Annotated in this window: 10 protein-coding genes; 2 read left to right on the top strand and 8 right to left on the bottom strand. The window is 70.6% G+C overall.

All coding sequences use genetic code 11. The features are described 5' to 3' along the window. Nucleotides 1-6: 6 nt before the first annotated feature. Nucleotides 7-597 carry a PKD domain-containing protein gene (locus ACVW00_RS14105; protein WP_457111531.1) on the top strand — a complete coding sequence of 197 codons (591 nt, stop codon included), beginning with the start codon at nt 7-9 and terminating at the stop codon, nt 595-597. A 6-nt stretch (nt 598-603) separates the two neighbouring features. Here ACVW00_RS14105 and ACVW00_RS14100 read toward each other — a convergent pair whose 3' ends face one another. The 6 genes from ACVW00_RS14100 to ACVW00_RS14075 form a co-directional block, all read right to left on the bottom strand. Continuing rightward, on the bottom strand, nt 604-1,371 hold the full coding sequence (locus ACVW00_RS14100; RefSeq protein WP_457111530.1) for an NUDIX domain-containing protein: 768 nt from the start codon (nt 1,369-1,371) through the stop codon (nt 604-606). A 96-nt stretch (nt 1,372-1,467) separates the two neighbouring features. Continuing rightward, on the bottom strand, nt 1,468-3,480 hold the full coding sequence (glgB, locus tag ACVW00_RS14095; RefSeq protein WP_457111529.1) for a 1,4-alpha-glucan branching protein GlgB: 2,013 nt from the start codon (nt 3,478-3,480) through the stop codon (nt 1,468-1,470). Then, entirely contained in the window at nt 3,477-4,868 is a 1,392-nt protein-coding gene (locus ACVW00_RS14090) for a maltokinase N-terminal cap-like domain-containing protein (RefSeq protein ID WP_457111528.1), read from the bottom strand. The genes glgB and ACVW00_RS14090 overlap by 4 nt, the downstream gene beginning before the upstream one ends. Beyond that, nucleotides 4,858-6,594: a maltose alpha-D-glucosyltransferase gene (treS, locus tag ACVW00_RS14085; RefSeq protein ID WP_457111527.1), complete on the bottom strand. Its 1,737-nt coding sequence runs from the start codon at nt 6,592-6,594 to the stop codon at nt 4,858-4,860. Before treS ends, ACVW00_RS14090 begins: the two co-directional genes overlap by 11 nt. Continuing rightward, on the bottom strand, nt 6,591-8,654 hold the full coding sequence (locus ACVW00_RS14080; RefSeq protein ID WP_457111526.1) for an alpha-1,4-glucan--maltose-1-phosphate maltosyltransferase: 2,064 nt from the start codon (nt 8,652-8,654) through the stop codon (nt 6,591-6,593). Before ACVW00_RS14080 ends, treS begins: the two co-directional genes overlap by 4 nt. Before the next feature lie 81 nt (nt 8,655-8,735). Beyond that, nucleotides 8,736-9,038, bottom strand: a complete 303-nt coding sequence (locus ACVW00_RS14075) for a hypothetical protein (protein WP_457111525.1) — start codon at nt 9,036-9,038, stop codon at nt 8,736-8,738. A 641-nt stretch (nt 9,039-9,679) separates the two neighbouring features. On the opposite strand from ACVW00_RS14075, the gene ACVW00_RS14070 reads away from it, so the two are divergent. Further along, on the top strand, nt 9,680-10,072 hold the full coding sequence (locus ACVW00_RS14070; protein ID WP_457111524.1) for a hypothetical protein: 393 nt from the start codon (nt 9,680-9,682) through the stop codon (nt 10,070-10,072). A 41-nt stretch (nt 10,073-10,113) separates the two neighbouring features. Here ACVW00_RS14070 and ACVW00_RS14065 read toward each other — a convergent pair whose 3' ends face one another. Both ACVW00_RS14065 and ACVW00_RS14060 read right to left on the bottom strand, forming a co-directional pair. Continuing rightward, entirely contained in the window at nt 10,114-10,776 is a 663-nt protein-coding gene (locus ACVW00_RS14065) for a class I SAM-dependent methyltransferase (RefSeq protein ID WP_457111523.1), read from the bottom strand. A 67-nt stretch (nt 10,777-10,843) separates the two neighbouring features. Further along, entirely contained in the window at nt 10,844-12,151 is a 1,308-nt protein-coding gene (locus ACVW00_RS14060; RefSeq protein WP_457113115.1) for an NAD(P)/FAD-dependent oxidoreductase, read from the bottom strand. Nucleotides 12,152-12,158: the final 7 nt, after the last annotated feature.

The raw sequence follows: 12,158 nt of genomic DNA, 5'->3' as shown, positions 1-12,158 counted from the left end.
GCGACGATGAGAAGACGGCTCGGGCCGGCGGCAGGCGGGGTGCTCGCGCTCGCCTGCGTGCTGGCGGGCTGCGGAGATGCCGGCAACACCTCGCCCTCGGGGCAGCCGACTTCCGGAGCGGCGGAGCCGTCGGTGCTGCCGGTGGGCCCCTCGGCGAGCGCGAGTGGCGCGGCGCCGTACGCATGGATCAACGGCCCGTACGTCGTTCGCCTGGGGAAGGCGCTCGAGCTGGACGGGTCAGGCTCGTACGCCCGCGCGGGCGCGCTGGTGAAGTATGCGTGGGACCTCGACGGTGACGGCAGTGTCGACGAGGTGACTGGCGACCCGAGGGTCACGCACACCTACACCGGTGCGTTCGACGGGCTCGTGACCATGACCGTCACCGATGCGGACGGTCGAACGACGAGCGCGACCACCCATGTCGCGGCGACTCCGGACGGGGACGAGGTCGGCGCTGACACGGACAACTGCCCGAAGATGGCGAACCCGGGGCAGGAGGACACCGATCACGACGGAGCCGGTGACGTCTGCGACCCCTCGCCCGGATGGCCGACGCAGGACCAGCTGGGCGTCACCGAAGGCTCCGGCCAGGGCTGAGGTCCCTCAGATCCCGCTCTCGGTGTACGCCGGACCGGGGTCGTCGGAGACGTTGCGCAGTGCGGCCACCAGCCGGCGCGCCGTGAAGTCCGCGCACAGGTCGTGGGCCTCCTCGAGGGTGCAGAAACGGGCGTCCCTGATCTCGCGCTGCTGGCGGACGATCCGCTCGACGAGGGACTCGTCGTGCGCGCCGCCGTCGAAGACCAGGCAGACCGCGTCGTCCCAGCCGCCCCACGCCGGCAGCCAGTCGGTGAGCACGAGGGGCCCGGCCTCGATGGTCAGGCCGAGCTCCTCCTCGACCTCGCGCGCGACGGCGAGCCGCGGTGACTCGCCGACCTCGACGACGCCGCCGGGCAGGTCCCAGTCGTTCTTGTAGGTCAGCCGGCACAACAGCACGCGGTCGTCGGTCGAACGGATCAGCATCTGGCTGATCGCGCGCTTGCGGGGGAGGAAGGAGTTGAGCAGTCGCCGGAAGCCCATCGGCTCCTCCACGGGGGTGTCGTCGGCGAGCCGGGCGTAGACGATCCGGTCGGCACCGCCGTGGATCTGCCGGGCCACCCCCTCGCGCATCAGACCGGAGAACGTGGCGATCCGCTGGGCGACCTCGTCGTCGGGGTCCACCAGCACCTCCACCCGGTGGTGCCCCTCGCTGAACGCCTTCGCCAGGGCGACCCGCACGACGTCCACGGTGGGTCCCAGGCCGTCGGCCTGGAGATCGGCCGGCCACGTGAGGCGGACCACGCCGGGGGCGATCGGGGTCAGTTCGGCGGACACGCGGTCAGCCTACGGGCGCAACGGTGGTCCGGTCTGTCGAGGCTCGGGAGGGGGTTTCGACAGGCTCAACCACCGGAGTGCGGTTCTCGGGCGGGCTCAGCCACCGGGGGCGGGTGCCGGCGCCAGCCAGAGGGTGGCGAGCGGGGGCAGCCGGACCGAGGCGCTGGCGGGCTGGCCGTGGTGCGGCTCGTCGTGCGCAGTGACGGCGCCGAGGTTGCCGACGCCGGACCCGGCGTACACCTCGGCATCGGTGTTCACCACCTCACGCCACTCGCCGGCGGCCGGCAGCGGCAGCCGGTAGCCCTCGTGCGGCATCCCGGAGAAGTTGCAGACGCACACCAGCGCCTCTCCCTGGTTGCCCCACCGCACGAACGCGATGACATTGGCGGCGGCGTCGTCGGCGATCAGCCACTGGAACCCGCCGGGGATGTGGTCCTGGGTCCACAGTGCCCTCGAGTCGGCGTACGTCCGGTTGAGGTCGCGCACCAGCTGCTGGACACCCGCGTGGCCGGGGTCCTGGAGCAGCTGCCAGTCCAGCTCGCGGGACTCGGCCCACTCGCCCTCCTGGGCGAACTCCGTGCCCATGAACAACAGCTGCTTGCCCGGGTGGGCCCACTGGTAGCCCAGGAAGGCGCGTACGCCGGCCAGCTGCTTCCACCGGTCGCCCGGCATCTTGCGCAGCAGCGAGCCCTTGCCGTGCACGACCTCGTCGTGGCTTATCGGCAGCACGTAGCGCTCCGACCAGGCATAGACCAGGCTGAAGGTGAGCTGCCCGTGGTGGTGGGAGCGGTACATCGGGTCGCGCTGCACGTAGCTCAGGGAGTCGTGCATCCAGCCCATGTTCCACTTCAGCCCGAAGCCGAGGCCGCCGTCGTCGGTGGACGTGGTGACGCCGGGCCACGACGTGGACTCCTCGGCGATCACCAGGCCGCCGGGCACGTGGTGGTCGACTGCGCGGTTGAGGTCCTGCAGGAACGCCACCGCCTCGAGGTTCTCCCGGCCACCGTGGACGTTCGGGCTCCACTGGCCGGCACCGCGCGAGTAGTCCAGGTAGAGCATCGAGGCGACCGCGTCGACCCGCAGCGCGTCGACGTGGAACTCCTCCATCCAGTACAGCGCGTTGGCGATGAGGAAGTTGCGCACCTCGAGCCGGCCGAAGTTGAAGACCAGCGTGCCCCAGTCGGGGTGCTCGCCGCGGAGCGGGTTCGGGTCCTCGTAGAGCGGGGTGCCGTCGAAGCGCGCGAGCGCGAACTCGTCCTTCGGGAAGTGCGCGGGCACCCAGTCCAGGATCACGCCGACGCCGGCCTGGTGGAGCCGGTCGACGAGCCGGCGGAAGCCGTCGGGGTCACCGAAGCGCGAGGTGGGCGCGTAGTACGACGTCACCTGGTAGCCCCACGAGCCGCCGAACGGGTGCTCCATCACCGGCAGGAACTCCACGTGGGTGAATCCCATGTCGACGACGTACTCGACGAGCGCGTCGGCCAGCGCGTCGTAGCCGTACCAAGAGCCGTCCAGGTGCTTGCGCCACGAGGCGAGGTGCACCTCGTAGACCGACATCGGCCGGGCCGGGTCGGCGAGCCCCGCTCGTGCGGCCATCCACTCGTCGTCGGCCCAGGTGTGCCGGGTCTCGAAGACCACCGAGTGCTGCTCGGGGGGTACGCCGGTGTGCTGGGCCATCGGGTCGGCCTTGTCACGCCACTCGCCGTCGGCGCCGGCCACGACGTACTTGTAGCGGGCACCGGACTTCACACCGGGGACCACCACCTCCCAGACGCCCGACTCCGGCCGCCGCTGCATCGGCATCGTGGAGCGGTCCCAGCCGTTGAAGTCGCCGATCAGCCGGACCTCGCGGGCGTTGGGCGCCCACACCGAGAACCGGGCTCCGTCACCGTGGAGCTGGGCCCCGAGCGCTTCCCAGAGCCGGTGGTGCTTGCCCTCGCCGATCAGGTGCAGGTCGAGGTCGCCGAGCGGCGACACGAGGGGAGTGCCGTCGGGCTGGGTGCGCTCCCGGTGCGCGGGCGGTTCGGCGGGCGGCGCCGGGGGAGCGGTCGGCTCGCGGTGGTGGGCGGGCCGCTTCTGGTCGGGGACGTTCGGTGCGGGTCGGGTCATCGGGACTCCGTGCCTGGGATCGACGTTGCGTACTCGGTGGTGCCTTCGGCGATGCGGTGCAGGGCGACGAGCGGGATGTCCAGCCAGGTCGGCCGGTTGCGGGTCTCGTAGACCGCCTCGTAGACGGCCTTGTCGGCGACGTAGGCGGTGATGAGCGCGCGTTCGTCGTCGTCCAGCGGCGCGTCGCGCTGGCCGACGTAGCCGTCGAGGAACGCGGTGGTGTTGCGGGTGACCCACTCCTCGGCGCGGTAGGCGATCTGGGCGGCCTCGTCGTCGTCGGTCGGCGACATGTCGCGGGCCACTGCGCGCGCGGCGTAGTCGAAGGACCGAAGCATGCCGGCGACGTCACGCCACCCGGAGTCGGGCAGCCGGCGCTCGGAGAGGTCCTTGGCGGGCTCGCCCTCGAAGTCGACGAGCTTCCAGCCCAGAGACGTGCGCAGCGTCTGGCCGAGGTGGAGGTCACCGTGGACGCGCTGCGCGCGGTGGGGGCCCGGAGCGATCGCCGCGATCGCGTCGAATCGCTCGAGGAGGCCGTCGCGGTGCTCGGCGAGCCCTGGCGCGACATCGAGCGCAGCCGTCAACCTGTCGCGCATGCCGGCGGCCGTTCCCGTCAGGTCCATCACCTCGGTCGGGAACTCCTCGGCGAGCAACTCGTGCACCTCGGCGACGGCCGCACCGAGACGGTAGGCCTCTCCGGCGAAGTCGCCGCCGACCTCGTCGGCGTGGAGGTCGCCCTCGGCGAACAGGTTGCGGGCACTGACCAGGGCGAGGTCCCAGCCGTCGCTCGCGGTGCGGAGGAACTGCTGCAGCATCGCCAGGTGCAGGTCGTCGGCGGCGACGTAGCCGTAGAGCTGCGCGACGTGGGTGTTGCCGGCGCGGGTGAGCGCCTCGTGCACCTCGATGTCGGGATTGGTGCCGGGAGTGATCCGCCGGAAGACCTTCATCAGGCTGTCCTCGCCGAAGGCGACCGAGGAGTTGCTCTGCTCGCCCGAGAACAGCGTCGAGTGCGAGTCCAGGTCGAGCTCACGGTCCTCGACGCGGTGGAAGGAGCCGTGGGGGGAGGACGGGGTGGCGACCGCGAAGGCTGCGAGCCAGCCGTGCATCGCCTCGCGGTCGTGCACGGCGTCGTAGTGGAACCGGTCGTCCCAGTCGCCGATCATCGCGTGGCCGAGGCGCTCCTGCGGGTCGTCGTACGACGAGATCGGCACCTGGTAGAGGTCGCTGCCCCCGTCGGCGTAGCTGACCGTGACCAGCGTGGTCGTGACGCCGTCGGCGAGCGGGATCTCGCGCACCGCGGTGATCTCGAAGTCACGGCCCTTGCCGCCGAACCAGCGGGCGTCCCCGACCCACAGGGTCAGCGACTTGTTGCGTGCGTCCTCATGCGTCATCGGAGTCACCGTCCTCGGGCTCGGGGAGCCGGATCCAGTAGAAGCCGTAGCCACCGAGAGTGAGGAGGTACGGGAGCTCGCCGATCTGCGGGAAGCGGACGCCGCCGAGGAGCTCGATCGGGACCACGCCCTCCCACCGCCGCAGGTCCAGCTCGACCGGCTGCGCGAACCGGGACAGGTTGTTGACGCACAGGACGGTGTCGGTGGCCTTCCCGCCGTCCTCGGTCGCGTAGGTGTGCTCCCGGACGTAGGAGAGCACTGAGGGGTTCGACCCGCCGAGGTCGCCGAAGTCGCCCTGCCCGAAGCACGGGTGCTGCTTGCGCGCGTGGATCATCCGCCGCGTCCAGTGCAGCAGCGAGGAGGAGTTGTCGAGCTCGGCTTCCACATTGACTGCCTGGTACCCGTAAACCGGATCCTGGATCGGCGGGAGGTGCAGCCTGCCCGGCGTCGCCACGGAGTAGCCGCCGTTGCGGTCGGACGTCCACTGCATCGGAGTGCGTACGCCGTCGCGGTCACCGAGCCAGATGTTGTCGCCCATCCCGATCTCGTCGCCGTAGTAGAGCACCGGTGAGCCGGGGAGCGAGAGCAGCAGGGCGGTGAACAGCTCCATCCGGTTGGTGTCGTTGTCGAGCAGCGGCGCGAGTCGCCGGCGGATGCCGATGTTGGCCTTCATTCGGGGGTCGGTGGCGTACTCGGACCACATGTAGTCGCGGTCGTCGTCGGTGACCATCTCCAGGGTCAGCTCGTCGTGGTTGCGCAGGAAGATGCCCCACTGGCAGCCCGCGGGGATCGGCGGCGTCTGCTCCATGATCTCGGAGATCGGGAACCGCGACTCGCGGCGCACGGCCATGAAGATGCGGGGCATCACCGGGAAGTGGAAGGCCATGTGGCACTCGTCGCCGCCGACCGTCGCGTCACCGAAGTACTCCACGACGTCGCTCGGCCACTGGTTTGCCTCGCAGAGCAGGACGGTGCCCGGGTAGTTGTCGTCGACGAAGGAGCGCACCTTCTTGAGGAACTCGTGGGTCTCCTTCAGGTTCTCCCCGTTGGTGCCCGGGCGCTCGTAGAGGTACGGGACCGCGTCGAGGCGGAAGCCGTCGAGGCCCATGCCGAGCCAGAACGACATCGCCTCGAGGATCGCGTCGTGGACCTTGGGGTTGTCGAAGTTGAGGTCCGGCTGGTGGGAGAAGAAGCGGTGCCAGAAGTACTGCTGGCGCACGGGGTCCCAGGTCCAGTTCGACGGCTCGGTGTCGACGAAGATGATCCGGGCTTCCTCGTAGAGCTCGTCGGTGTCGGACCAGACGTAGAAGTCTCCGTAGGGTCCGTCCGGGTCGCTGCGACTCGCCTGGAACCACTCGTGCTGGTCACTGGTGTGGTTCATGACGAAGTCGATGATCACCCGGATGCCGCGCGAGTGGGCGGCGTCGAGAAGTGCGTGGAAGTCGTCGACGGTGCCGCACTCGGGCTGGATGCCGGTGAAGTCGGCGACGTCGTAGCCGCCGTCGCGGAGCGGAGATGTGAAGAACGGCGGGATCCAGAGGCAGTCGACGCCGAGCCAGTGCAGGTAGTCGAGCTTCTCGATCAGTCCCCGGAAGTCGCCGACACCGTCGCCGTCGGAGTCCTTGAAGCTGCGGACCAGGACCTCGTAGAACACCGCTGTCTTGAACCACTCGGGCTCGATCGAGAGCGCGCCCTCCTCGTCGTCGCGAGCTGCCACCTGCGTCAAACCCTGCTCCTCACGCTGAAGACGTGCGCGACCTCGACCGCCGGGTCGAGCCGGACGTAGTTGTCGGAGCCCCAGACCCACGTCTGGTCGCTGAGCTCGTCGTGCACGTCGAACCGGGCCCCGGGTGGCAGTCCGAGCGCGGCCAGGTCGAGGTGTGCGACGGTCGCGTGCGCGCTGTGCGGGTCGACGTTGACCACCACGACGACGCAGTCGCCGTCACCTTCGGTGGTCGAGCCGGCTGGGGTGGTCGAGCCGCCTCCGGTGGTCGAGCCTGTCGAGACCCGGCCCTTGCTGAACACCACGATGTCGGGGTCCTCGCTCGCGTGCACCGTCAGGTTGCGCAGCTGCTGCAGCGCAGGGTGGGCACGGCGGATCTCGTTGAGGCGGGTCAGGTAGGGCGCCAGGGAGCGTCCCTCGGCCTCGGCGGCCTCCCAGTCGCGGATCCGGATCTGGTACTTCTCCGAGTCGAGGTACTCCTCGCTCCCCGGCTTCACGGCGACGCGCTCGCACAGCTCGTAGCCGGCGTAGACGCCCCAGCTCGGGGACCCGGTCGCGGCGAGCACAGCGCGGATCTTGAACGCCGGCGGCCCGCCGTACTGGAGGAACTCGTGGAGGATGTCCGGGGTGTTGACGAAGAAGTTCGGCCGCATGAAGTGTGCGCTGTCGTGCGCGACCTCGTGGAAGTACGACTCGACCTCCTCGCGCGTCGTGCGCCATGTGAAGTACGTGTAGCTCTGGTGGAAGCCGACCTTGCCGAGCGCGTGCATCATCGGCGGCTTGGTGAACGCCTCGGAGAGGAACAGCACGTCGGGATCGGTCTCGCGGATCTCGCCGAGCAGACGCTCCCAGAACGGCACCGGCTTGGTGTGCGGGTTGTCGACCCGGAAGATGCGCACGCCGTGCTTCATCCAGTGCCGGACGATCCGCAGGACCTCCTGGTAGATGCCCTCGGGGTCGTTGTCGAAGTTGACGGGGTAGATGTCCTGGTACTTCTTCGGCGGGTTCTCGGCGTAGGCGACCGAGCCGTCGGCCCGGGTCGTGAACCATTCCTGGTGCTTCTTGGCCCAGGGATGGTCCGGCGCAGCCTGCAGTGCGAGGTCGAGGGCGACCTCCAGGCCCAGCTGCTTCGCGCGCCTCACGAACGCATCGAAGTCGCGCAGCTTGCCGAGATCGGGGTGGACGGCGTCGTGGCCGCCCTTCTTCGACCCGATGGCCCAGGGTGAGCCGACATCCTCGGGCCCGGGATTGAGGGTGTTGTTCCTGCCCTTCCGGTTGACCTCGCCGATCGGGTGGATCGGCGGGAGGTAGATGACGTCGAAGCCCATCGCCGCCACCGCGTCGAGGCGCTGGGCCGCCGTCGCGAAGGTGCCGGAGTGGACCACGCCGTCGTCGTCGACGTACGCCCCCTCCGAGCGGGGGAAGAACTCGTACCAGCTGCTGAACAGCGCCCGCTGGCGGTCGACCTGGAGCGGATAGGGCCCCTCGACCGTGAGCAGGTCGCGCAGCGGGTGCGCCGCGAAGACCGCACTCAGCTCGGGGCTCTCGGCGACCGCGAGGCGGGCCGCGACCGGCCGGGAGTCGTCGTCGAGCGCCTTGATCGCCGCTGCGACCGTCTTGCGGGCCGTGGTCAGGGCCTTCTTCGCCGGGTTGCCCTTCACCTCGGTGCCGTCGAGCTGGCCGAGCAGGCGATCGAGCAGCAGGACCCCTTCGGTGAACATCAGCTCGACGTCCACCTCGGCCCGGATCTTGATGCCCGCGTCGTGCAGCCAGGTCGCGAGCGGGTCGCTCCAGGACTGGATCGAGAACGTCCATCCACCCGGCGCGTCGGCGGCGACCGTCGCCGCCATCCGGCTGACCTGCTCGGGCACCTCGCGCATGCGCACGGGGGGTCGGCGTACGCCGTCGGGGTCGGTGAGGACCACATCCGCACCGAGCTGGTCGTGGCCTTCACGGAACACGAGGGCGGTGACCGAGAACTCCTCGCCGACCGAGGCCTTGGCCGGGTAGCGCCCGTGCTCCACGACGGGCGTCACATCGAGGACTGGGATGCGACCGACCATGGTCTCCACCTTTGCGAATCGAGACGAATCACGCAAACAGGGACCGGCGGGGAGCCGGCCGGGACGTGCCGAGCGGCGGGATCACCGCTCGACGGGTGTGACCCCGGTGCGTCGTGCCTCCGGGGCGGGGACGTCGGGATGCCACGCGTCCATGTGGCGGCGCACCATGCGCCCGAGAGCCCGCAGGCTGCCGGCGACCCCGAAGGCCATCCCTGCGACGAGAGCCGCCGCCACGCCGAGGAAACGCTCCCAGCCACTGGGCTCGGAGCCAGCCAGGTTGACCAGCGCCATCAACAGGAACACTGCTCCGGCGACGAACTGGGTCACCACGACGACCCGGGGCACCGCCCAGAGCCCGAGAGATCCTTCCGGCTCACTGTCCATGCGTCGCCAAGTGCCCGACGAGCGAGCAGACATTCGGCGCCTTCGACGCAAGCACCCGAACAGGTGTCGACCACAGGTGGTCGAGGGTTTCGACAGGCTCAACCACCGCGCCGCCTCGACCGGCTCCCCCACCGGGGCACCTCGACCGGCTCAACCGAAGGGTGGTCGCGCAGCGAGCGCCAGCGAGCGATCAGTCGAGACCGGGTATGGGTTTCGACAGGCTCAACCACCGGAGCCGAACCAGCCACAGGGTGGTCGAGCAGCGAGCGCCAGCGAGCGATCAGTCGAGACCTGGCGAGGGTTTCGACAGGCTCAACCACCGGAGCCGAACCAGCCACAGGGTGGTCGAGCAGCGAGCGCCAGCGAGCGATCAGTCGAGACCCGGTGAGGTTGGGCAGGGTGCCGACCACAGGTGGTCGAGGGTTTTGACAGGCTCAACCACCGCGCCGCCTGGACCGGCTCAACCGAAGGGTGGTCGAGCAGCGAGCGCCAGCGAGCGATCAGTCGAGACCTGGTGAGGTTGGGCAGGGTGCCGACCACAGGTGGTCGAGGGTTTCGACAGGCTCAACCCGCCGAACGTGGTGACTGCGGTCACGGCGGGTCCGGGCATGGCCCGCTCGTGCCGGACGTTCTCCCTACAGATGACTACCTCGAACGATCACAGCCTGCCGGTCTCGGCCGAGTCGACCGCGCCGCGGAAGCGACCGCGGCACCTGATCGACCCGGATGCTCCGCGGCGCCCACGTGATCTCGCAGCCGAGCGGCAACGACTGACCACCGTTCAGCAATGGGTGCTGTCCGCGCTCGCGGTCACCACGATCCTGCACATGTCGGCGGGCCTGATCCTGGCGGCGATGTTCCTGCCCGAGGAGCGCGGCGCCGGCGCCCAGGTCGGCCTGAACGTCATCGCCGCGGCCTTCGGGGTGATGGCGGTGGCCGTCGCCAGGGCGATCCACCGGCGCTCGCCGCTCTCTGCCTGGCTGCTCCTCGGCCTGATCCCCGGGATCGTCGGCAGCTGGCTCACCTTCCGCTGAGCACGGCGGTTGGGTTTCGACAGGCGCAACGACCGATGGCCTCAGCGCTTGCGGGCGAGCGTGACGCCGTCAGCCACGGGCAGGAGACACAGTGAGATGCGCTCGTCGGTCGACAGCTTCTCGTTGAGCGCGCGCAGGGCGCGCGTGTCCGCGTCGTCGGTGTCCGCGTCGAGCACCTCTCCGCCCCAGAGCGTGTTGTCGATCGCGATCAGGCCGCCCGGCCGGACGAGCTGGAGCAGCTGCTCGTAGTAGCCGTCGTACCCGCTCTTGTCGGCGTCGATGAACGCGAAGTCGTACGTCGCCTGCTCGCCCGCCGCGATGACCTCCGCCAGCGTCTCCGAGGCCGGCGCGATCCGGAGGTCGATCTTGCTGCTGACCCCCGCCTCATCCCAGTAGCGGCGGGCCAGGGAGGTCCACTCCTCCGACACGTCGCAGCAGAGCAGTGTCCCGTCGTCGGGAAGCGCGCGCGCCACGGCCAGCGAGGAGTAGCCGGTGAACGTCCCGACCTCGATGCATCGTCGTGCCCCGACCAGCTCGACCAGCATCGCCAGGAATGCCCCCTCCTCGGGCGCGATCTGCATGCCGTGCCGCGGGAGGGTGGCAGTCTCCTCGCGCAGCCGCGCGAGGACGTCCGGCTCGCGGACGCCCACCTCACGGACGTAGGCAGCGAGGTCATCGGAGAGGCCGATCGTCTGGTTCGCCATGTCTCGACCCTAGAGGCGGCGGGTGTGCCGCACATCTCGATAATCGGTGCCGCGGAGCTCCGAGGCCCTAGCCGTGGATGAGTGGCGCCATCGCGCGTGCGACCACGCTCGGGCGTCCGGTGCGGCGCTCCTCCCAGTCGGCGAGGCGCATGGCCTGGAGGCCGGCGTTGATGCCGAGCCAGCGCAGCGGCTCCGGCTCCCACGCGCGGCTGCGGTGGTCGACCCACGGCAGCGTGACCAGATCGCTGTCGCGGCCGAGGACGAGATCGGCGAGCGTGCGGCCGGCGAGGTTGCTGGTGCCGACGCCGTCGCCGACGTACCCGCCCGCCCACGCGAGGCCGGTACGCCGGTCCAGGCCGACCGACGCCGACCAGTCGCGGGCGATGCCGAGCGGTCCGCCCCAGGCATGGGTGAACCGCACGTCGCCGAGCTGGGGGAGGAGCTCGGCCAGTGTCCGACGAAGCTTCGCGAACACCCGTGGCGCCTGGTCCTGCGACGGGCGCACCCGCGAGCCGAAGTGGTACGGCGCGCCGCGCCCGCCGAACGCCAGCCGCCCGTCCGCGGTGCGCTGGCCGTAGACGATCACGTGCCGGCCGTCGCTGAAGGTCGGCCGGCCGGACAGCCCGATCGTGTCCCACACCGCGTCCGGAAGGGGCTGGGTGGCGACCATCAGCGAGTACACCGGCGCGATCGATCGCCGGGCGCCGGGCAGCTGCGGGGTGTAGCCCTCGGTCGCGCGGACGACCACGTCCGCGGTGACCCGGCCGGCGTCGGTGCGGGCGAAGCCAGGCCCGATCTCCCGGACTGGGGTCTGCTCGAACAGGGCGACACCGCACGCAGCCACCGTGCGCGCGAGGCCGCGGACCAGCCGCGCCGGGTGGACGGCAGCACAGTGCGGGGTGAACATGCCGCCCAGGACGTCCGTCGCGCCGAGCCGGGCCCGCGCCTCGTCGCCGGAGAGCAGCGTCAGATCGGCCTCGCCGAACCCGCGCTCGCATGCCGCGGCCACCTCACCGCGCAGACGCGTCAGCTGTGCCGCCGACCGGGCCAGCGTCACGGTGCCGCCACGCTCGTAGTGCGCGTCGATGCCCTCCGACTCGGCGACCTTGCCGACCTCGACGACGGTGTCGGCCATGGCCCGGTGGAGCCGGAGCGCCTCGGCCGGCGAGGAGCGGCGCACGAGGGTCGGCCACGGCGTCGGGAACAGTGCGCTGCACCAGCCGCCGTTGCGGCCCGAGGCACCGAACCCGGCGACCTCTGCCTCGAGCACGGCGACCCGCAGCGTCGGGTCGGCCCTGACCAGGTAGTAGGCCGTCCAGAGACCGGTGAACCCGGCACCCACGATCGCGACGTCGTACGCCGCGGGGCCGGACAGTGCGGGG

The organism is Marmoricola sp. URHA0025 HA25 (genome assembly GCF_054059435.1).
Note: the sequence above shows the minus strand (reverse complement) of the source record. Positions and strands in the feature narration are given on the sequence as shown.

Excerpts from the sequence above, each read along its gene's own strand:
- ACVW00_RS14070 (WP_457111524.1), top strand. The coding sequence starts at position 9,680 with ATGACTACCTCGAACGATCACAGCCTGCCGGTCTCGGCCGAGTCGACC.
- ACVW00_RS14075 (WP_457111525.1), bottom strand. The coding sequence starts at position 9,038 with ATGGACAGTGAGCCGGAAGGATCTCTCGGGCTCTGGGCGGTGCCCCGG.
- ACVW00_RS14080 (WP_457111526.1), bottom strand. The coding sequence starts at position 8,654 with ATGGTCGGTCGCATCCCAGTCCTCGATGTGACGCCCGTCGTGGAGCAC.
- ACVW00_RS14090 (WP_457111528.1), bottom strand. The coding sequence starts at position 4,868 with ATGACGCATGAGGACGCACGCAACAAGTCGCTGACCCTGTGGGTCGGG.
- glgB (WP_457111529.1), bottom strand. The coding sequence starts at position 3,480 with ATGACCCGACCCGCACCGAACGTCCCCGACCAGAAGCGGCCCGCCCAC.
- ACVW00_RS14065 (WP_457111523.1), bottom strand. The coding sequence starts at position 10,776 with ATGGCGAACCAGACGATCGGCCTCTCCGATGACCTCGCTGCCTACGTC.
- ACVW00_RS14105 (WP_457111531.1), top strand. The coding sequence starts at position 7 with ATGAGAAGACGGCTCGGGCCGGCGGCAGGCGGGGTGCTCGCGCTCGCC.